This window comes from Ruegeria sp. F11, assembly GCF_056533855.1.
Genome location: NZ_JBQFOW010000012.1, coordinates 32398 through 52075, shown reverse-complemented (window position 1 = coordinate 52075; position 19678 = coordinate 32398). Strand labels below are relative to the sequence as shown.

Below are 19678 nucleotides of genomic sequence, written 5' to 3'. Positions count from 1 at the left end.
GAATCATATCAAGAGCAGCCATTTGCGTTTCAGCAAACTCAAACTGACCGGCTTCAAAAGCTTTGTTGACCCGACCGATCTGATCATCGCGGACGGGCTGACCGGTGTGGTGGGGCCTAATGGTTGCGGCAAATCCAACCTGCTGGAGGCTCTGCGCTGGGTGATGGGCGAAAACCGCCCCAAATCCATGCGCGGCGGCGCGATGGAGGATGTGATCTTTGCCGGGGCCGCCACCCGGCCCGCGCGCAACTTTGCCGAGGTGGTCCTGACCATGGACAACTCGGAACGTCTGGCACCGTCGGGTTTCAACGACAGTGACCAGCTTGAGATTGTGCGCCGCATCACCCGCGACGTGGGCAGCGCCTATAAGACCAATGGCAAGGATGTGCGCGCCCGCGATGTGCAGATGCTGTTCGCCGATGCTTCGACCGGCGCGCATTCGCCCGCGCTGGTGGGCCAGAACCGCATCGCCGAGTTGATCAACGCCAAACCCCGCGCCCGCCGCCGTATTCTGGAAGAGGCGGCCGGCATCTCGGGGCTTTACCAACGCCGCCACGAGGCCGAGCTAAAGCTGAAAGGCACCGAGGCCAACCTGACCCGCGTCGACGACGTGCTGGAACAGTTGGGCGGGCAGCTGGCGCAACTCGCCCGTCAGGCCCGTCAGGCCGCGCGTTATCGCGAGATTGGTGAGCAGTTGCGGCAGGCCGAAGGGATGCTGCTCTATCGTCGCTGGAAAGAGGCCGACATGGCCCGCCAGCAAGCCGAAGACAAGCTGCGCGACCGCCTCACCGAGGCCTCGCGTGCCGAGGCCGAAGCGCGTGAAGCCGCCGCCAAACGCGCCCAGATCGAAGAGACTCTGCCGCCATTACGCGAGGAAGAAGCCATCGCCGCCGCCGTCCTGCAGCGCCAGATGGTGCAGCGCGATCAACTGAGCGATCAGGAAACCCGCGCCCGCCAGACGATTGAAACGCTGACCAATCGCATCCAGCAGCTTGGCAATGATATCGAACGCGAATCCGGCCTGAACCGCGACGCGGGCGAGATGATCGAACGGTTGGAATGGGAAGCCCGCGAGCTTGCCAAGGCCGCCGAAGGCTATGACCAGAAGGTGGCCGAGGCCGCGGAGGTTGCCCGCGAGGCCGCCTCGGTTCTGCAGGATCGCGAAGATCACCTGTCGCAGGAAACCGAGGATATGGCCCGTCTGGTCGCCCGCCACCAATCGGCGCAGCGTCTGGTCGAGGACAGCCGCAAGACGCTGGCCCGGTCCGAGGGCGAAGAGGAAAAAGCCCGCGCCGCCGTGGATGAAGCGCGCGCGGCCCTGACCCGCGCAGCCGAGGCCTTCGAGACCGCGCAAGAGGGCGAAGAAGAAGCCCGCGAAGCCGCCGAGGCCGCCGAAGAAGCGCTCGCCGCCGCAGACGAGTTGCGCAATGACACGCAGGCGCGTGAGGCCGAGGCGCGCGCCAAACGCTCCGAGGCCGAGGGCGAATTGGGCGCGATCCGGGCCGAAACCACTGCGCTGGCCAAGCTGGTCGAACGCGACACCGCCGAGGGCGGGCAGGTGCTGGACCTGCTGCGCGTCGCCTCGGGCTACGAAAAAGCGCTGGGTGCGGCCTTGGCCGACGACCTGCGCGCGCCTCTGGTTGAAGGCGACGGCCCATCAGGCTGGGTACAGGTGGCAGGTTACGACAGCGATCAACCGCTGCCCGAAGGGGCCGAGCCGCTGGCCCTGCATGTCTCGGGCCCCGACCGGCTCAGCCGCCGCATTGCGCAGATCGGGCTGGTCGATTCCGATCAGGGCGCGCGTCTGCAGGCCGCGCTGAAACCCGGTCAGCGCTTGGTGTCGCGCTCGGGCGACCTGTGGCGCTGGGACGGGTTTCGCGCCTGGGCCGAGGATGCCCCAAGCGCCGCCGCCCTGCGTTTGGAACAGCTCAACAAACTGGAAACGTTGAAACAGGAACTCGCCCGGACCGAGGCGCAGGCCGATGGTGCCCGCGCCGCGCATGAGGCGCTGTCGCAGCAACTTGCCGACGTGACCGAGGCCGACCGCCGCGCCCGCGAGGCCCGCCGCGCTGCCGATCAACGCATGGCCGACACCGCGCGCCAACTGTCCCGCGCCGAAGCAGATCGCAACTTGGCACAGGGCAAGCTGGAAACCCTGACGCTTGCGGTGGACCGCCACAAGGACGACGCCATGTCCGCCCGCGCTCAACTGCGCGAGGCCGAGGGCGCGTTGACCGGGCTGGGCGATCTGGACAGCGCCCGCGCGCAGGTCGAGGACATCAAACAGACGGTCGAGGCCGCGCGGGTCACCATGCTGACCCACCGCTCGACCCATGATGAATTACGACGTGAGGGCGAGGCTCGCACCCGGCGAAGCCAAGAGGTGACGAAAGACCTCAGCGGCTGGAAGCATCGTCTTGAAACAGCGGAAAAGCGTATCGCGGAACTGGCCGAACGCAAGGAAAGTTCTGAAGAGGAATTGCAAGAGGCTATGGCCGCCCCCGGCGAGATTGCCGAGGCCCGCGAGGAACTCAACGAGCTGATCGAAACCGCCGAAGCCCGCCGCGCCGAGGCCGCCGACAAGCTGGCCGAGGCCGAGACCGAGCAGCGCGAGGTTGTGCTGGCCGAGCGTGAAGCCGAACGTCTGGCCTCGGAAGCCCGCGAAACCCGAGCGGCGGCTGAGGCGCGCTGTGATGCGGCCAAGGAAAGCGTGATGGCGGCAGCCGAACGCATCGCCGAGGATCAGCAACTGACGCCCAACCAGTTGCTCAACCAGTTGGACGTGAACCCCGACCAGATGCCCGCCGCCGACGCGCTGGAATCCGAGGTCAACCGCCACAAACGCCAACGCGACGCGATGGGCGCGGTGAACCTGCGCGCCGAGGAGGACAGTAAGGAAGTTCAAGAAGAATTCGACACGCTGAACGGCGAAAAGGCCGATCTGGAAGAGGCGATCAAAGCCCTGCGCAGCGGCATCGCCAGCCTCAACCGCGAAGGCCGTGAGCGTCTGCTGACCGCGTTCGAACAGGTGAATTCCAACTTCGCCATGCTGTTCAAGCACCTCTTTGGCGGTGGTGAGGCCAATCTGGTCATGGTCGAAAGCGACGATCCGCTGGATGCGGGGCTGGAAATCATGTGCCAACCGCCGGGCAAGAAACTCTCGACCCTCAGCCTGTTGTCGGGCGGCGAACAGACCCTGACCGCCACCGCGCTGATCTTCGGCGTCTTCCTCGCCAACCCCGCCCCGATCTGCGTGCTTGATGAGGTTGACGCGCCGCTGGATGACGCCAACGTCACCCGGTTCTGTGACTTGCTGGACGAGATGTGCCGCCAGACCGACACCCGGTTCCTGATCATCACCCACCACGCGGTGACCATGGCGCGGATGGACCGTCTGTTTGGTGTGACAATGCAGGAACAGGGCGTCAGCCAACTGGTCTCGGTCGACCTCAAGAAAGCCGAGCAGATGGTCGCCTGACTGATAACTGCATCGTTATGCCTGTTGCAGGGCGCTTCGGGCTAGACTGTCCGAATGACCCGCTATCTGATCCTTGCTCTGCTGGCTGCCAGCCCGGCGATGGCCACCGAATGGGCCACCAAATCTGGAGACATTCCCCTGTCGCCTGACGAGCTGGACGCGCTGGCAGGCCGCACGCTGACTTTCTATGACGACGGGCAGGCCGCGTTCTCAGCCGGAGGGGCCTATTCCTATACCTACGCCAGCGGAGATGCTGCCTTTGGCACCTATTCCATCGCCGAGGACGGCAGCGTCTGCATCGCCTACCGCAATGGCTTCAGCCGGTGCGATTTGTACGTGCGGAGTGGGGAAAGGCTGATTCTGATTGATGAGAAAGGGGATCGGTATCCGGTGCGGCCGGAGTGAGACTTGAAAGTGCATCCCACGCCGAAACTCGCAATAATTTTTTAATTTGCGTTCTTAGGTGGCATACACGAACTGAAACAATTAGCTTGCATCTCGTCTTAATTCGTCGGAGACGCTCCTAGTGCATGATGCAACTTCAACCGTAGTTTCTTTTCTTCAAGGTCGCCTGATCAGAGGTTTGGGCCCAAAAAATCTGCTTTACCTCCATAACCCCAAGGCGGGTTTCTCCTTTGTTCTTAGCCATCTTTGGGAAATTTCGGGAATGCCTCCGGGGAAGCGTATTCATAACGTCAAACAAAGCCCGTTCGAGTATAGAATCGAGTTTTTTCCCAATATTGAGAATGCGTTTGTGTTCAGTTTCGCAAGAAACCCATTTGCAAGATGCTTGTCCGCTTACAATGAAAAAGTAAATCCAAACACAATCAAACGCGATGAAAACGTCTGGGGGAAATTTGCAAAAAAGTACTCGCTGGCCGAAGACGCCAAGCTTTCTTTTGCCGATTTTGTAGAACTGATCTCAAATGATCCAGACCCCTTGAGCCTCGATCCGCATTGGCGTCCGCAGCACATCAATATTTTGAATGCGGCGGTGCGCCCAAATTTCATCGGTTATGTCGAGACTCTGAACGAAGATTTTGGCCTCGCAATGAGGACAGCGGGTGTTGAAGATGCAGTGGTCGAATCCCGCGAAATCAACAAAGGGTCGAGCGATACGCGCGGTGGGTTACAACAAGCCCTTTCGGAAGACCGAGTTGTTGAAAACCTTGTTGAGCTTTATCGGCATGACTTTGAGGCCTATGGATATTCCTGCGACCCTGCGGCTCAGATCAAAAGCTCTTCCGCACCTGTCATCGCCGAAGGCACGCATCCTGTCCTCAGAAATATATCGCGGCTTTTGGCAGCAGTGCCGCGGGATCAGTCACTTGAGTTCGGCCAAAGCGATCGGAGTGCGCCCTTGTTTCTGGACTTGCAGGAAGCCATCTGTGGCAACAAAGAACACCCGGGCATCTGGGATAATTTGGATGAGGCTGCGCGGTTGCAGCAATTCCGGCTGCAAGATCGCCTAAACAGAACCGAAGACGCGCTTCGCGCATCAAATGCGGCATTTCGTGCGGTGCAGGAAAACCCATGGCCGCTGTTGACCAAAGCTGTTATGGGGCGCCTGAGCAAAAGAAAGCACCGCGATAGGCTAAACTGATAGAGCTTGTTGATGGCGTTTGGGCTGATTGCGGCGAACGTGTAACGACAGGTGTGTTTGCAAAGCGTGGGTCGCGTCAAGAAGTTCCGATTTGGTGCGTAACGACCCGCGTGTCTCACAACTGCCCCAACAAATCCACCGTCGGCCACGCATCCGCAGGCAGCCCCAACCTCACCTGCTCGGCCTGCACGGCAGCCCGCGTGCCCGCACCCAGAATACCGTCGATCTTGCCCACGTCGTACCCGCGCGCCTGCAGTTTGCTCTGCAGTTGCTTCATCTGCGCCCCTGACAGACCTTGCGCCGGGTTGCCCGCGTCGTAAATCTGCGCGCCCTCAAGCCGGGTGCCGAAATAGGCGGCGGTCATGACGTAGACGAAGCTCTGGTTCCATTCGAAATAGACATCGAAATTCGGGTAGGCCAGAAAGGCGGGACCTTTGTGCCCCTGCGGCAGGATCAGTGAGGCGGGCAGGTTGGCCAGTGATCCGCTGCGGGCCTGCACGCCCATCGCCTGCCACTCGGACACCGGGCGCGGTTTGCCGGGGCCGGAAAGGGACCAATCCATCTGTGCGGGCACCGTCACCTCTTGCAGCCACGGCTGGCCCGGTTGCCAGCCCAGATGCGACAGCATTTTCGCGCCCGACATCAGCGCATCCGGAGCTGAGGTTTTTAGCGAGACCGTACCGTCTTCGTCCCCATCGACTCCGTTTTCCAGTATGTCGCGGGGCAGCATCTGCACCATGCCTATCTCTCCGGCCCAGGCACCGGTGGTGCGGGCGGGGTCGAAATTGCCCCGGCTGTAGAGCTCGATCGCGGCGAAGATTTGCGGTCGGAACAGTTCAGGGCGGCGGCAGTCATGGGCCAGTGTCACCAACGCGTTGCGGGTATTGAAATCGCCCTGAAAGGACCCGTAATCGGTCTCGAAGGCCCAGAAGGCCAGAAGCACGCCGCGGGAAATGCCGTATTCCTGCTCGATCCGGTCAAACACGGCGTCGTATTTGCCAGACATGGCCTTGCCCCGATCGATCCGGTTTTGCGAGATCAGACGGCGGGAGAACTCGATGAACGGTTTCTGAAACACGCCCTGCGCCCGGTCGGCCTTGAGAACCGCGCTGTCCTGCTGCACGCCTTTGAAGAAGGCGTCCACCGTGGCTTTGTCATAACCTTGTTGGACCGCCTCGGCCTTCAACTCATTGACGAAGGAATTGAATCCGCCGCCACACTGGGCAACAGCAGGTGAGGCGAGCAAGGTGGCGACGACAATGCCAGAGAGAATGCGCATGGACAGGTCCGTTACAGAATAAAGCTGACCCCAACCGACACTGACACGAGGGCAAGCGCAAGCCCCCAGACGCGCCACAGCATGTTACATGCGCGGAAAATCTCCGCTGCGCCGATCTCGCGGGGGGCGTCGCCATTGACCCAGGCCAGATCGCGCACCTGCCCGTCATAGCTGCGCGGCCCGGCCAGCGCGACGTTCAGGGCGCGGGCCATGGCGGCCTCGGGCCAACCGGCGTTGGGCGAGACGTGGTGGTTTGCATCGGCCAGTATGGCGCGCCAGTGTGCCCATTGGCCAGAGAGCGCGACGATCATCGCGCAGGTCAGGCGGGCTGGGATCAGGTTCAGCAGATCATCGAACCGCGCCGAAGCCCAGCCGAACTCGCGGTATTTGTCGTTGCGGTAGCCGATCATGCTGTCCGCCGTGTTCACCGCCTTATAGATCAGGATCCCAGGCAAGCCAGCGACCAGAAACCAGAGCGCGGGCGCAATAACCCCGTCGCTAAGGTTTTCCGCCGCGCTTTCGATGGCCGACCGCGCGACCTGTCCTTCGGTCATGTCCCGCGTGTCGCGCGAGACGATGCGTCCGACCATTTCCCGCCCTTCGGACAGCGAAGACTGCAAGGCCGCGCCCACATCCCGAACATGCGTCACCAGCGATTTCTGCGCCAGCAGGATGGCGCAGACTAGCACCTCGGCCACGGGGCCTAACCAAGCCAATGCCCACCCGACGGCCCCGGCTGTCAGGATCAGGACCAGCAGAACCGCCACGCCTTTGATCCGCCGCTGTGCGCCGTGGTTGAGGCGATTGTCCAGCCAGCCGATCCCGTTGCCAATAACAACCGCCGGGTGCCTGACACGGGACCACAGCCAATCGGGCTCGCCCAAGGCGGCGTCCAGGCACATGGCGCAGGCCAGTAGCAGGGGTGTGCTCACAACGCGGCCTCCAGCCGGTGCCATCCGTCCGAGGGTGGCAGGCCAAGGCGCAGATAGGTTTGGGAATAGGGGAAGATGCGGCTCCAGATATGGGCGCGGGCCAGACGGTCCTGCCATGCGGTGGCGTTGTCGACCTCGTAGAGACGGAACAGCGTTGTGCCTCCGACCAGTGCCGCGCCCTTGCCGGTGATCAGGGTGTCCAGCCGCTCGGTCTCCTCCGCCAGCCGCGCGCGGGTGGCAGAGGCCCAATCGGTGTCCTGCAGCGCTTGGGTGCCGATGCGCAGCGCCGGGCCGGAGACCGCCCACGGGCCGGTCAGATCGTTCAGGCGAGCGATCAGATCGGGATGGCCGATGGCAAACCCCAGCCGCAGCCCCGCCAGCCCCCAGAACTTGCCGAAACTCTTGAGCACGATCACCCCCGGTCGGCCCGCCAGATGGATCAGCGAGGCGTCGGGGGCCACGTCACAAAAGCTCTCGTCAATCACCGTCAGAGGGGCGTCGACATCCGAGGCCTGCCAGACCCGCCCATCGGGATTGTTCGGATGCACGATAACGCGCGCGTCGGCAGGGCCGTTCGCGACCACACGCCACCCCTGTGCCGTGAAAGCGGCGGCGTGTTCGTTATAGGTCGGCGCGGTGATCTGAACGCGGCCCGGTTCACCCAACGCGGGCAGGCGCGCGATGAGGGCCGAGGCTCCGGGCGCGGGCAGAATCGCGGCCCCCTCCGGCACCCGCCAGAAGTCGCGCGCCGCGTCCGACAGGCGCTCAAACGCGCTATGATCGGGCAGTTCCATCCAGTCTGAAGGTTGCAGCCCCGCCACCTTATAGGGGTGCGGGTTGATCCCGGTGGACAGGTCGATCCAGTCGCCGCGCGCGCCGCCATAGCGCGCCATAGCCCCATCCAGCCCGCCGCCATGATCGCGGGCACTGCGCGGGTTCAATCTGTCGTCCTGTCCCACCATCTGCTCTTGCCGGAATCGCCACAATGCGCTGCTTCAAGCGGATTTTTGCCGTCCACACAAGCGAATCCGCCCGATCACAGCCCTGTGCAGGCGTCGTTAACACTTTGTTAAGGAAATCGCGTGATCACGGATCGCAGGGATCGGCATCAATCACCCTATCACGTGCCGAGGTTGTTGCAAATGAAAGTACTGATTGTTGAGAGTAACCCCGACCTCGGTCGGGTCTGGCAGCGGCATCTGCAAAGGCAGGGGGCCGAAGTCACGCTGGTGGAAAAGCAAGAGGCAGCGATCCTTGCGCTCTACGGCGCGGATTTTGATATCATTGTGCTGGACCTGGTTCTGGAGACCGGCAGCGCACTGGCCGTGGCCGATTTCGCCAGCTATCGCCGCCCGGACGCGCGGGTGATTTTTGTCACCAACACCACCTTCTTTTCGGACGGGTCGATTTTTGCCCACAGCCCAAACGCCTGCGCCTATGTGCAAAGCGGAACGCCGCCAGAGGATCTGGCGGCGATGGTGGAACATTACGCTGCGGGCCGCTGATCTCGCCCGTGGGGTTCGTGATATTCCAGAACCGGGTTCGTCGGGATGATCCGGTGCGGATTGATGCTGTCATGGCTGTAGTGATAGTGGCGCACGATGTGGCTCATGTTCACGGTCTCGGCGACGCCCGGCCACTGGTATAGCTCGCGGGTATAGGCCCAGAGGTTCGGATAATCGACCAACCGCCGCCGGTTGCATTTGAAATGCAGATGATACACTGGGTCGAACCGGATCAGCGTGGTGAACAGCCGCCAGTCGGCCTCGGTCACGCGGTCGCCCATCAGGTAGCGGTTTTGCGCCAGCCGGGCGTCCAGCCAGTCCAGCGTGTCGAACAGGGGGGCAACGGCCGCGTCATATGCTTCCTGGGTTGTGGCGAAACCTGATTTGTAGACGCCGTTATTGACGTCGGAATAGATGCGGGCGTTGACCTCTTCAATGTCATCTCGCATAGCCTCGGGCCAGTAATCATCGGTGTTGCCCGTGATCCCATTGAATGCCGAATTGAACATGCGGATGATTTCCGAGCTTTCGTTCGAGACGATCGTTTTCTCGACCTTATCCCACAGGATTGGAACGGTGACGCGGCCCGAATAGTTGGGATCGGCGCGGGTATAGATCTGATGCGCAAAGTCTGAGCCAAACAGCTTGTCCCCGGTTGCGCCATCTCCGTCCATCTCAAAGGTCCAACCCTTGTCCAGCATGTCGGGATGCACGACCGAGACCGAGATGTGATCGCTCAGGTCCTTCAACTCGCGGAAGATCAGCGTGCGATGCGCCCAGGGGCAGGCGTGAGAGACATACAGGTGATAGCGCCCGGATTCGGCCTGAAAGCCGCCCTTGCCCGACGGCCCGGCGCTGCCATCGGCGGTGATCCAGTTGCGAAACTGCGCGGCGCTGCGTTTGAACGCCCCGCCGGTGGATTTGGTGTCATACCAGGTGTCGTGCCATACCCCATCGACCAACAGGCCCATATCAAGTCCTCCGCATGTGTTTCAGCAAAGATAGGGCGGTGTGGGGCCTGTTCCTATGGTCCGGCCCGCGCACCGGGCCTGCGCCCACGCACAACCCGGGCCTGAGATGTCTGCGCCACAGCAGGCAAGCAAGCGCCGCTATGTGACGCGGTTTACTGGATTTTTACATTCAGTCGGTCAAAATAGAGGGTGTGAGCGGGGGAATAGATTTATGAGTACCTATGTTTCAAAGGAAATACGCGCGGAATTGGATGCCGCGCGAATCGCTGCCCTGAAAAAGACCAGCCGTCTGCGGGTCGAGTTGGGCGACAATACATTCAAAATCCTCAAACTGTGGAAAGATGGCTTTTCGGTCGAAGCTGAAACCACACCGCGCCTGCGTGGGCTGGTCGATATTTATGACGGGGCCAACCATCTCTACCAATGCCTGATCATCGCGGATGAGGAAGACGGTGGCGAAATGCGTTATGAATTCAAGCGCAGCACTGCCGCGCATGACAAAGCCCCGCTGGATTTCTACCGTGCCCCGGATGCGCCAATCGCGCTGTTGGGGAAGGAGGATTAAGGGCTAGTTTCGACCGCCCGTTTGTCGCGTCGCTTACTGCAAATCGCCAAAGGCTGTTTTTAACCGTCTACACGCCTCTTCCACCCGTGCGCGTTGCGTGGCCAGATTGAACCGCTCGAAGGTTTCTCCGCCGGTGCCGAAGCCGGGGCCGGATGAGGTGGCGATGCGCGCGTCCTCTCGCAGGCGCTTGACGAATTCACCGTGATTCATCCCGGTGCCCGAGAAATCGACCCAAGCCAGATAGGTCGCCTGAAGCGGCATCGACCAAAGGCCCGGAATCTCGGCGATGGCGGCATGGAACATCTGGCAGTTCTCGGCCAGATGCGCGACCTGCGCATCGACCCATGCCGCCCCCTCGGGCGAATAGGCAGCGGTGATCATTGCCACCCCCAGCGCGCCGGGGTCATAATCTAGCGTCTGCAACCGGTGCTTCATGTTGGCCCGCAGCTTGGCGTCGGGGATGATCATGTTGCCGGTGCGCTGGCCCGCGATGTTGAAGGTCTTGGACGCCGCCGTCAGCGTCACGGTCCACGCCTGCGCATCCGGTGCGGCCACATCCATCGGCACGAAGCTGTGGCCGGGATAGACCAGATCATGATGAATCTCGTCCGACACAAGGATCAGCCCGTTCCGCTCGGCAAACGCCGCCACCGCGCGCAATTCCTCTGGTTTCCACACCCGACCCGAGGGGTTCTGCGGTGAACACCACAGCAGCAGCTTTTCGGACCCGTCCAACCGCGACTGCGCATCGTCCAGATCAAGTGCATAGCTGTCGCCCTCCCGCACCAGCGGGCATTCCACCACGCGGCGGCCCGATTTGTTCACCTTATGGGCAAACTCATGGTAAACCGGCGAGAAGATGACGACCCCATCTCCGGGGTCGCTCCACACATCCAGACACAGGGCAATCGCGTTGCCCAGCCCCTGCGAGGTCAGAACCCAATCAGTGTCGATCTCCCAGTTGTGGCGGGTCTTCATCCACCACTGGATCGCGTTCAGATACTCCGGGTGCATCCATGAATAGCCAAACGCCCCATGATCGGCAGCCTTTCGCACCGCCTCGATCACGCACGGGGCGGTGGCATAATCGGAATCCGCCGTCCACATCGCCAGCCCATCCTCGGGCGAGATGCCATACAGGCGCTCCATCTTGTCCCATTTCGAAGAATTGGTGCCCCGGCGGTCGATCAGGTCGTTGAAAGTCATGTCATCTCCATCTGTCGAGGCGAAAGCTAACCTCAATTCCGCCATGTGCAAGAGGGGCCGTTGCGGTGGCGGGCGCGATGGCCTAAATCAGCCCCATGAAACGCAATATCCTGATCCATCCCGATCCCCGCCTTAAAAAGGTCTGCGCGCCGGTGGCCGACATCACCGACGACCTGCGCAAACTGGCCGACGACATGCTGGAGACGATGTATGACGCGCCCGGCATCGGTCTGGCCGCGCCCCAGATCGGCGTGCTGGATCGGGTAATCGTGGTGGATTGCGTCAAGGAAGAAGGCGAGGCCCCGCGCCCGCTGGTGATGTTCAACCCCGAGGTCATCGCGGCCTCGGACGAGACCAATGTCTACGAGGAAGGCTGCCTGTCGATCCCCGAGCAATATGCCGAAGTGACCCGCCCCAAGGTGGTCGACGTCACATGGCTGGACCGTGACGGCAATCTGCAGCAGGAAACCTTTGACGACCTCTGGGCCACCTGCGTGCAGCACGAGATCGACCATCTGAACGGCAAGCTGTTCATCGACTATCTCAAGCCGCTGAAACGCCAGATGATCACCCGCAAGATGCAAAAGCTAAAGCGCGAGAAGGCCCGCACATGACGGTGCGCACTTGCCTGCCATGGCCCGACAAGCGCCTGCGCACCAAGGCCGAGGACGTGCCCGAGATCACCGACGACATCTGCGCCATCTGGGATGACATGATCGACACGATGGAGGCGATGCCCGGCGTCGGCCTTGCCGCGCCGCAGATCGGGGTGATGCTGCGGCTGGCCGTGGTGGATGGCTCGACCCAGCGGGGCAGGGCGGTGCGTCTGGCCAACCCGGAAATCCTGCACAGCTCGGTCGAGCTGCGCGAACATGACGAGGCCAGCCCGAACCTGCCCGGCGTCTCGGCCAAGGTGAAACGGCCCCGCGCGGTGACGGTGAAATTCCTCAACGAACAGGGCCAGATCGACCGCCGCGATTTTGTCGGCATCGAGGCCACCAGCGTGCAACATCAGATCGACCACCTGAACGGGCGGATGTATTTTGACCGGCTCAGCAAGGTCAAACGCGACATGCTGCTGCGCAAGGCAAAGAAGATGGGGTGAAACCCCATCCTACGGAGGGACGGATGCGTATAATCTTCATGGGAACCCCCGATTTCTCGGTCCCGGTGCTGGACGCTCTGGTCGCTGCGGGCCACGAGATCGCCGCCGTCTATTGTCAGCCCCCCCGGCCTGCCGGGCGCGGCAAGAAGGACCGCCCCACGCCGGTCCATGCGCGGGCGCAGGCGCTGGGCCTGACGGTGCGCCACCCGACCTCGCTGAAATCACCCGAGGAACAGGCCGGCTTTGCCGCGCTGAACGCAGATATCGCCGTGGTCGTGGCCTATGGGCTGCTGTTGCCGCAACCCATTCTGGACGCGCCCGCCCATGGTTGCCTGAACATCCACGCCAGCCTGCTGCCGCGCTGGCGCGGGGCCGCGCCGATCCACCGCGCGATCATGGCGGGCGATGCGCAAACGGGCATCTGCATCATGCAGATGGAGGCCGGGCTGGACACCGGCCCCGTCCTGCTGCGCGAGGCCACCGATATCGGGCCGGAAGAAACCACCGCCGGGCTGCATGACCGCCTTTCGGCCATCGGGGCGGCGCTGATCGTCAAGGCTCTGTCCGATCTGCCCAACCTGCGCCCCGATCCACAGCCCGAAAACGGCGTGACCTATGCCGAAAAGATCGACAAAGCCGAGGCCCGCATCGACTGGTCCGCTCCCGCGACCGAGGTCGACCGCCACATCCGCGGTCTGTCGCCCTTCCCTGGCGCATGGACCGAGGTTCAGGGCGACCGCATCAAGCTGCTGGCCTCTCGTCTGGCCCAAGGGCAGGGCACCCCGGGCGAGGTGCTGGACGATCAGTTGACCGTGGCCTGCGGCACCGGCGCGGTCGAGTTGTTGCGCCTGCAACGGGCGGGCAAGGGCGCGCAGGACAGGGAAACGTTTCTGCGGGGCTGGCCGATCCCTGCCGGCACCCACCTGTTGTCGGAGTAAAGCCATGTTCATGATCCTGATGGGCACCGTCGTGATTGCGGGGATTGTCGGCTACCTGTCCGAGAAAACCGGCTTTACCCATAACGGCTACCTGCCATCCATCATCATCTGCGTCGGCGGGGCCTTCCTGTTCTATTTCGTCCGCATCATGTTCGGCATCAGCTTTGGCCCGCCGGGGCTGGACGCGGTGCTGTCCTCGATCGGGGCCCTGATCATCGTGCCCACCCATTGGAGGAAATGACATGCCCATCGTCGCCCTGATCATCATCGGTGCCGCCGCAGGTTTCCTCGCCACCCGCCTGATGCGGATCGAGGCCGACATTCCCACCACCATGCTGATCGGCATCATCGGCGCGCTGGTGGGCGGGCTGATCCTGCGCACTCTGATCACGATGATGGGCTGGCTGTCGGGTTTTGTCGGCGCAGTGCTGGGGGCGCTGCTGGTGATCTGGCTGTGGCAGACTTACGGACGACGCTGACCGCTATCGCGCCTCACACGCAGCCGCCGAGCCCAACGCAGGGGCCGTGCGCGTGGTCATGTCGAACCGGTTCGCCTCGGCTGCGGTCATCCAGTGCATCTCATCCTCGGATGCCACATCCAGCGTGAACCAGTAAAAGGCCGGATCGACGCCGATATCTCCGAAATAATCCAGATAGCGGTCATGTTCCGGGTGCCCCGCGGGCAGGTCCGCGGCCACATACCCGCCGCCGCCCCAACTGTGGACGCCGACGCAGGCCCCGGGCTCCAGCACCCGCCGGTTGCCCGCCAGAAACAGGTCGGTCCCGCCCGATGCGACCAGCCCGTCCGAGGGCACGACCGTATCGAACCCTTCCGCGCGCACCACGCGGCTGAAGACCACATTGGCGTCATCATCGACCGAACCTTCGATGTTCTGCAGCACCAGGGTTCTGATCTCTGGGTTTTCGTCGATCACCTTTTCAAAGGCGCTAAGGGTTCTGTGATCGATCGTGCCGGTTGCGACGATCCGATCTCCCTCGGCGGTGAAACTGATCGGAGTGTAAGGGTCCGCGCAGGCCGCCAGCAGCGACAAGACGGCTGGACAGAGAAATCGGAAGGTCATCGGCATCTTTCCATCCTTACCCTAGTTCCGTGGCGGCCGCGCCTTGTAGACCGGCAACTGCCAGCCAAACAGCAGCGACCCCGCCCGCAGCGCCCAGCAGGTCAAGGCGCATAGCCCCAGCGCTGGCAGGCCTTCAAGCCCCAGACGTGTCGCCAACACTGCCATCAAGGCCCCGGCAAAGGCGCAGGAGACATAAAGTTCGCCCTGTTTCAGCACCAGCGGTACCTCGTTGCAGACCACATCGCGCATCAGCCCGCCCAGACAGCCTGTGGTAACGCCCATCAGCACCACGATGGTGCCAGACTGGTCCAGTGACAGCGCAGCACCGGTTCCGGCGGCGACTGCGATGGATAGCGCAAAGCTGTCCAGCCAGATCAGCCAGTTGTACCGGCTCTCGACCAGATGTGCGGTGAAGAAGACCAGCACGGCCGCCCCAACCGCGATCAGGATGTAATCGGGTTGGCCGACCCAGAAGACCGGATGGCGGTTCAGCAGCAGATCACGCACGGTACCGCCGCCCACCGCCGTCAGGCAGGCGATGAAGGCAAAGCCCACCAGATCAAGCTGCGCCCGGCTGGCCACAAGCGCCCCGGTCAGCGCAAAGACCACAACCGAGGCGTAGTCCAACAGGGCAAGCCCGCTCACGCCTGCGCCTTTTTCGGTTTGAACGGCGCCATGCCTGCACGGGCCAGTTCATCGGCCTTTTCGTTTTCGGGATGGCCTGCGTGGCCCTTGACCCACTCCCATGTCACCTCGTGGCGGGTCTGCGCCTCATCCAGACGCTGCCACAGATCGACATTCTTGACCGGCTTCTTGTTCGAAGTCTTCCAGCCGTTCCGCTTCCACCCGAAAATCCAGCCCGTCACGCCATTCTTCACATAGGCGCTGTCGGTGACGACCGTGATGGTCGAGGGGCGCTCGAGCGTCTCAAGCGCACTGATCGCCGCCAATAGCTCCATGCGGTTATTGGTGGTCTCGGCCTCACCGCCGTTCAGTTCACGTTCCTTCAGAACCGTCTCACCATCCATCGCGCGCAGCAGTACACCCCAACCACCGGGTCCGGGATTGCCGGAACAGGCCCCGTCGGTATAGGCAAACAGCTCAGCCATGGGCCAGCAACAGAATGAAGCCATCGTAAGACCCGGCCAGACCTTTACCGACGCCGGTTGTGATCTGGTCGATGGTGAACCCGGCCTCGGCCAATGCCTCCTCAATCTCGGTCTGTGAGAAATAGGTGTAATATCGATCCAACTCGTCGCGATGTTCTCCGGTTCCCAGCTTCAGGCCAAGGAAGAATATGCCCGCGGGCTTCAGGGCCCGGTGGATCGCGGCCAGATGGCGTGGGAAATCTGCGCGCGGGGCGTGAAGCAGGGAAAAACTGGCATAGATGCCGTCAAATTCCGCGTGCTCGGTCACATCATCAAACGTCCCCAGTTGCGCATCAACGCCGCTGTTGCGGGCATGTTCGACAAAGGCCGGGGTCGCGTCCAGCGCGCGCACCTTTAGCCCTGCACGCATGAAAAAAGCGCTGTCTGAACCGGGGCCGGAGCCCAAATCCAGCACATAGCCGCCTGCGCACACGGCATCGGCAAACTCTGTCCGTGCCTTTAGTTGTTCGGCGGGCAGGGGGATGCTCAGGTATTCGGACACACGATTGGTATAGGCGTTGATCGTTTTCTGATCGGTCACAGGTACACTCCGACAGACAGGCACAGGATGACGATGGCGGTCAGCAGGATGCGCAGTTTCATCCACCAGCGCGGGGCCAGCCCCCAATACCAGAACATCGCGTCCAGCATCAGCAGGCCAGTAAAGCCCACGATCAGGTTGATCCCGGCGCTGACCGGGCCGCCACCGGTCATGAAGAACGCCCAAAGCGCGGGCAGAACCGACAGTGTGTAACAGATTGTGGCTCTGCTGCCCGAGGTCTTGGTGGCAAAGCCCCACAGGATGCCTGACATGAAACTCAGGATCACCGAGCCGTAGAACAGTTGTATGTAAGGCCCGACGAACCGGGGCCCCAGCGCCTGACGGCCCCAGTCGTTCAGATCGCCGTTCAGATAGGTCAGCGCGCCCCAAACGAACGGGATCAGGCCCGTGAGGCCTAGATACAAGGGGGCCTTGGGCACACCGTTCATGCCGGTTGCCGCAACACCCGCGGCACTTTGAATTCCACGTTTTCCTGCGCGGTTTCGACCAGTTCGACCGTCACGTCGTAATGGTCGCGGAAGGCGTCGATCACCTCGTTCACCAGCACTTCGGGGGCCGAGGCCCCGGCGGTGATGGCGATGGTCGAGATGCCCTGTAGGGCACGCCAGTCGATCTCGGTCGCGCGCTGGACCAGTTGCGCATAATCGCAACCGGCGCGCGAGGCGACCTCGACCAGACGGCGTGAATTGGACGAGTTCGGCGCGCCGACCACCAGCAGGGCGTCAGATTTGGGGGCCACGGCCTTGACGGCCTCCTGCCGGTTAGTGGTGGCGTAACAGATGTCTTCCTTGTGTGGACCGACGATGGCGGGGAAACGCGCCTGCAACGCTGCGATGATGTCCTTGGTGTCATCAACCGACAGGGTCGTCTGGGTCACAAAGGCGAGTTTCGCGGGATCGCGCACCGCGACCTCGGCCACATCCTCGACCGTTTCGACCAGCAGCACTTCGCCCTCGGGCAATTGCCCCATGGTGCCGACGGTTTCAGGGTGGCCTTTGTGGCCGATCATAATCATCTGCAGACCGGCCTCGGCATGGCGCTGCGCCTCGACATGGACCTTGGACACCAGAGGGCAGGTTGCGTCCACATAGATCATCTCGCGCCGTTCTGCCGTAGCGGGTACCGATTTCGGCACGCCATGGGCCGAGAAGATCACCGGGCGGTCATTGGGGCATTCGTCCAGTTCCTCGACAAACACCGCGCCCTTGGCGCGCAGCCCGTCGACGACGAATTTGTTATGCACGATCTCATGGCGCACATAGACCGGCGCGCCCCATTTCTGCAGCGCCATCTCGACGATCTTGATGGCGCGGTCCACGCCCGCGCAGAACCCTCGCGGGGCGGCCAGATAAAGTGTCAGTGGCGGCTTGGTCATGTCGCTGTCTCCTTAAGGCACAGGTAAGTCTTTTCCTTGCCTTGGTCCAGACAGGACCGCGTCATTCATCTGACATGAATCGCTGCTAGCCAGTAGCTGTTTGAGCACCTGACCATAGTTAAAGAGGCGCGGCCAAGGTGATAAGCCCTGACCGCGCCATCATTCCCCCGGAAGTGAGTGGCCGGGTCTTAGTGTCCACCTGCAGCGGCGACGCTGCGGGGCTCTGCTGGCATCTCGCGCGGAGGACGACCGATCACGTCGCGCAGGTCCTCAAGCTCGATGAAGTTGTCGGCCTGGCGGCGCAGCTCGTCCGAGATCATCGGCGGCTGGCTTCGGATGGTCGACACGACCGAGACGCGCACGCCCTGACGTTGCAGGCTGGCAATCAGCGGGCGGAAATCCCCATCGCCCGAGAACAGCACAATATGATCGACACGCGGTGCCAGTTCCATGGCATCGACAGTCAGTTCGATATCCATGTTTCCTTTGACTTTCCGACGCCCCATGCTGTCGGTGTATTCCTTGGCCGGTTTGGTGACCATGGTGAAGCCGTTGTAATGCAGCCAGTCAACCAGTGGGCGGATCGGCGAATACTCGTCGTTTTCCAATAGCGCTGTGTAGTAGAAGGCGCGAAGCAACTTGCCGCGGCGCATGAATTCCTGCCGCAGAAGTTTGTAGTCTATATCAAAACCGAGTGCTTTTGCTGCGGCGTAAAGATTCGAGCCGTCGATGAACAGCGCTAGCCGTTCGTCCTTATAAAACATAATAGTCCCTTCCGGTATAAACCAGAACGCAACGTGATGAGTGAGTGAGTGTAAAATGTGGCGCGCGCTGGTGTGCCTATAATTAGGGCTTTTATCATGCATCGCAAGTATGCAATTCGCCGAATATAGAGGATTTAATGAGCGAATCCGTGCAAAATGTCGTTATTGCCCTGGGCGCCAATCTCAGGTTGAGAGGAAACAGTCCCAAGGTGACGCTTCAACTGGCCCTTGACGCTTTATCGCGTCAGGGCGTGCTGATTCGTGCCACCAGCCGGTTCTTCGCGACCCCCTGTTTCCCGGCGGGTGCGGGGCCGGATTACGTCAATGCTGCGGCGTTGGTTGAGACGGTCAAAGACCCTTTCGACCTGTTGCAGGTGCTGCACGATGTTGAACATGAGTTCGGTCGCGAGCGCGAGCAGCGTTGGGGGATGCGGACACTGGATCTGGATCTGGTCTGCTACGGTGACCTGGTGCTGCCTGATCCTGCGGTGTTTGACCACTGGCTGACCCTGCCCGCACAGGCGCAGCGGCAGGAGGCACCCGATCAACTGGTTCTGCCGCATCCGCGCCTGCAGGACCGTGCGTTTGTACTGGTGCCGATGGTCGATGTGGCCCCCGATTGGCAGCATCCGGTGCTGGGACAGACGACCCGAGAATTGCTTGCCGCACTGCCAGCCGCAGATATCGCCGGGGTCACGCCCTTGTGATCCGCGCATTTGCAGCATTTCCTGCTTGTCAAGGCGTTCAAACAGCCTTAGATAAACCTCTTCCTGACATGGATTCACTAACGGAGAGCGCCCAATGGCCCGCGTGACGGTTGAAGATTGCGTAGACAAGGTTCCAAACCGGTTCGAACTGGTGATGCTTGCCGCCCATCGTGCGCGCGAGATTTCCGCCGGTGGCCCGATCACCGTGGACCGCGACAACGACAAGAACCCTGTCGTCTCGCTGCGTGAAATCGCCGATGAGACCCAAAGCGCGGATGAACTGCGCGAGCGCCTGATCGAGGCCAACCAGACCCAGATCGAGGTCGACGAGCCGGAAGAAGATCAGATGGCGCTGCTGATGGGTGCGGAATCGGATAAGCCCGCCGATGACGACATGTCCGAGGAAAAACTGCTGCGCGCTCTGATGGAGGCTCAAGGCCAGGGGTAATTCCCAAACA

Annotated in this window: 24 protein-coding genes; 12 read left to right on the top strand and 12 right to left on the bottom strand. The window is 62.0% G+C overall.

Features of this window, described 5'->3' with window-relative positions; all coding sequences use genetic code 11:
- The first annotated feature begins 22 nt into the window (after nucleotides 1-22).
- The 3 genes from ACR0NJ_RS16540 (at nucleotide 23) to ACR0NJ_RS16530 (ending at nucleotide 5081) form a co-directional block, all read left to right on the top strand.
- The gene (locus tag ACR0NJ_RS16540) at nucleotides 23-3478 is read left to right on the top strand and encodes a chromosome segregation SMC family protein (protein WP_480818230.1); all 3456 of its coding nucleotides are present in this window, start codon (nucleotides 23-25) and stop codon (nucleotides 3476-3478) included.
- Between the two features lie 54 nt (nucleotides 3479-3532).
- A complete protein-coding gene (locus ACR0NJ_RS16535) occupies nucleotides 3533-3883 on the top strand; it encodes a hypothetical protein (protein WP_480818229.1) in 351 nt (116 codons plus the stop codon).
- 121 nt (nucleotides 3884-4004) lie between these two features.
- Nucleotides 4005-5081: a sulfotransferase family 2 domain-containing protein gene (locus ACR0NJ_RS16530; RefSeq protein ID WP_480818228.1), complete on the top strand. Its 1077-nt coding sequence runs from the start codon at nucleotides 4005-4007 to the stop codon at nucleotides 5079-5081.
- Nucleotides 5082-5196: 115 nt separating this feature from the next.
- On the opposite strand, the gene ACR0NJ_RS16525 is transcribed toward ACR0NJ_RS16530, so the two are convergent.
- From ACR0NJ_RS16525 to cobD, 3 genes are read right to left on the bottom strand one after another with little or no spacing between them, the layout of a single operon-like run.
- A complete protein-coding gene (locus ACR0NJ_RS16525) occupies nucleotides 5197-6360 on the bottom strand; it encodes a lytic murein transglycosylase (RefSeq protein ID WP_480818227.1) in 1164 nt (387 codons plus the stop codon).
- A gap of 11 nt (nucleotides 6361-6371) precedes the next feature.
- Nucleotides 6372-7292 (bottom strand): adenosylcobinamide-phosphate synthase CbiB, encoded by a 921-nt coding sequence (cbiB, locus tag ACR0NJ_RS16520; RefSeq protein WP_480818226.1) that lies wholly within the window; start codon nucleotides 7290-7292, stop codon nucleotides 6372-6374.
- Nucleotides 7289-8254 (bottom strand): threonine-phosphate decarboxylase CobD, encoded by a 966-nt coding sequence (gene cobD, locus ACR0NJ_RS16515; RefSeq protein ID WP_480818225.1) that lies wholly within the window; start codon nucleotides 8252-8254, stop codon nucleotides 7289-7291. Before cobD ends, cbiB begins: the two co-directional genes overlap by 4 nt.
- Nucleotides 8255-8434: 180 nt before the next feature.
- Here cobD and ACR0NJ_RS16510 point away from each other — a divergent pair, with 180 nt between their 5' ends.
- Nucleotides 8435-8797, top strand: a complete 363-nt coding sequence (locus tag ACR0NJ_RS16510; protein WP_480818224.1) for a response regulator transcription factor — start codon at nucleotides 8435-8437, stop codon at nucleotides 8795-8797.
- On the opposite strand, the gene ACR0NJ_RS16505 is transcribed toward ACR0NJ_RS16510, so the two are convergent.
- Nucleotides 8779-9768 carry a glutathione S-transferase family protein gene (locus ACR0NJ_RS16505; protein ID WP_480818223.1) on the bottom strand — a complete coding sequence of 330 codons (990 nt, stop codon included), beginning with the start codon at nucleotides 9766-9768 and terminating at the stop codon, nucleotides 8779-8781. The genes ACR0NJ_RS16510 and ACR0NJ_RS16505 overlap by 19 nt on opposite strands.
- Nucleotides 9769-9979: 211 nt before the next feature.
- On the opposite strand from ACR0NJ_RS16505, the gene ACR0NJ_RS16500 reads away from it, so the two are divergent.
- A complete protein-coding gene (locus ACR0NJ_RS16500; protein ID WP_480818222.1) occupies nucleotides 9980-10333 on the top strand; it encodes a hypothetical protein in 354 nt (117 codons plus the stop codon).
- Between the two features lie 33 nt (nucleotides 10334-10366).
- Here the strand turns inward: ACR0NJ_RS16500 and ACR0NJ_RS16495 are convergent, their stop codons facing one another.
- The gene (locus ACR0NJ_RS16495; protein ID WP_480818221.1) at nucleotides 10367-11539 is read right to left on the bottom strand and encodes a MalY/PatB family protein; all 1173 of its coding nucleotides are present in this window, start codon (nucleotides 11537-11539) and stop codon (nucleotides 10367-10369) included.
- A gap of 95 nt (nucleotides 11540-11634) precedes the next feature.
- Here ACR0NJ_RS16495 and def (ACR0NJ_RS16490) point away from each other — a divergent pair, with 95 nt between their 5' ends.
- The 5 genes from def (ACR0NJ_RS16490) to ACR0NJ_RS16470 are packed head-to-tail and all read left to right on the top strand — an operon-like array spanning nucleotide 11635 to nucleotide 14061.
- Nucleotides 11635-12153, top strand: coding sequence for a peptide deformylase (gene def / locus ACR0NJ_RS16490; RefSeq protein WP_480818220.1), 519 nt, complete (start codon nucleotides 11635-11637; stop codon nucleotides 12151-12153).
- Nucleotides 12150-12644: a peptide deformylase gene (gene def, locus ACR0NJ_RS16485; protein WP_480818219.1), complete on the top strand. Its 495-nt coding sequence runs from the start codon at nucleotides 12150-12152 to the stop codon at nucleotides 12642-12644. The genes def (ACR0NJ_RS16490) and def (ACR0NJ_RS16485) overlap by 4 nt, the downstream gene beginning before the upstream one ends.
- Nucleotides 12645-12667: 23 nt before the next feature.
- Complete coding sequence (gene fmt / locus ACR0NJ_RS16480; protein WP_480818218.1) at nucleotides 12668-13582, top strand: methionyl-tRNA formyltransferase; 915 nt, start codon at nucleotides 12668-12670, stop codon at nucleotides 13580-13582.
- Nucleotides 13583-13586: 4 nt separating this feature from the next.
- A complete protein-coding gene (locus ACR0NJ_RS16475) occupies nucleotides 13587-13823 on the top strand; it encodes a hypothetical protein (RefSeq protein ID WP_480534255.1) in 237 nt (78 codons plus the stop codon).
- A gap of 1 nt (nucleotide 13824) precedes the next feature.
- Nucleotides 13825-14061 carry a GlsB/YeaQ/YmgE family stress response membrane protein gene (locus ACR0NJ_RS16470; RefSeq protein WP_480818217.1) on the top strand — a complete coding sequence of 79 codons (237 nt, stop codon included), beginning with the start codon at nucleotides 13825-13827 and terminating at the stop codon, nucleotides 14059-14061.
- A 3-nt stretch (nucleotides 14062-14064) separates the two neighbouring features.
- On the opposite strand, the gene ACR0NJ_RS16465 is transcribed toward ACR0NJ_RS16470, so the two are convergent.
- The 7 genes from ACR0NJ_RS16465 to ACR0NJ_RS16435 all read right to left on the bottom strand — a co-directional run bounded on the left by ACR0NJ_RS16465 (nucleotide 14065) and on the right by ACR0NJ_RS16435 (nucleotide 18513).
- Complete coding sequence (locus tag ACR0NJ_RS16465; RefSeq protein ID WP_480818216.1) at nucleotides 14065-14670, bottom strand: COG3904 family protein; 606 nt, start codon at nucleotides 14668-14670, stop codon at nucleotides 14065-14067.
- Between the two features lie 15 nt (nucleotides 14671-14685).
- The gene (locus ACR0NJ_RS16460; protein WP_480818215.1) at nucleotides 14686-15309 is read right to left on the bottom strand and encodes a trimeric intracellular cation channel family protein; all 624 of its coding nucleotides are present in this window, start codon (nucleotides 15307-15309) and stop codon (nucleotides 14686-14688) included.
- Nucleotides 15306-15773, bottom strand: coding sequence for a ribonuclease HI (gene rnhA / locus ACR0NJ_RS16455; protein WP_480818214.1), 468 nt, complete (start codon nucleotides 15771-15773; stop codon nucleotides 15306-15308). Before rnhA ends, ACR0NJ_RS16460 begins: the two co-directional genes overlap by 4 nt.
- Nucleotides 15766-16353, bottom strand: a complete 588-nt coding sequence (locus ACR0NJ_RS16450; RefSeq protein WP_480818213.1) for a class I SAM-dependent methyltransferase — start codon at nucleotides 16351-16353, stop codon at nucleotides 15766-15768. The genes rnhA and ACR0NJ_RS16450 overlap by 8 nt, the downstream gene beginning before the upstream one ends.
- Nucleotides 16350-16802 carry a DUF3429 domain-containing protein gene (locus tag ACR0NJ_RS16445; RefSeq protein WP_480818212.1) on the bottom strand — a complete coding sequence of 151 codons (453 nt, stop codon included), beginning with the start codon at nucleotides 16800-16802 and terminating at the stop codon, nucleotides 16350-16352. The genes ACR0NJ_RS16450 and ACR0NJ_RS16445 overlap by 4 nt, the downstream gene beginning before the upstream one ends.
- On the bottom strand, nucleotides 16799-17749 hold the full coding sequence (gene ispH / locus ACR0NJ_RS16440) for a 4-hydroxy-3-methylbut-2-enyl diphosphate reductase (protein ID WP_480818211.1): 951 nt from the start codon (nucleotides 17747-17749) through the stop codon (nucleotides 16799-16801). The genes ACR0NJ_RS16445 and ispH overlap by 4 nt, the downstream gene beginning before the upstream one ends.
- A 188-nt stretch (nucleotides 17750-17937) precedes the next feature.
- A complete protein-coding gene (locus ACR0NJ_RS16435; RefSeq protein WP_170686665.1) occupies nucleotides 17938-18513 on the bottom strand; it encodes a LabA-like NYN domain-containing protein in 576 nt (191 codons plus the stop codon).
- A 137-nt stretch (nucleotides 18514-18650) separates the two neighbouring features.
- Between ACR0NJ_RS16435 and folK the strand changes: the two genes are divergently transcribed.
- Both folK and rpoZ read left to right on the top strand, forming a co-directional pair.
- A complete protein-coding gene (gene folK, locus ACR0NJ_RS16430) occupies nucleotides 18651-19220 on the top strand; it encodes a 2-amino-4-hydroxy-6-hydroxymethyldihydropteridine diphosphokinase (protein ID WP_480818210.1) in 570 nt (189 codons plus the stop codon).
- A 94-nt stretch (nucleotides 19221-19314) separates the two neighbouring features.
- The gene (gene rpoZ / locus ACR0NJ_RS16425) at nucleotides 19315-19668 is read left to right on the top strand and encodes a DNA-directed RNA polymerase subunit omega (RefSeq protein ID WP_010437681.1); all 354 of its coding nucleotides are present in this window, start codon (nucleotides 19315-19317) and stop codon (nucleotides 19666-19668) included.
- The last annotated feature ends 10 nt before the right edge of the window (nucleotides 19669-19678 follow it).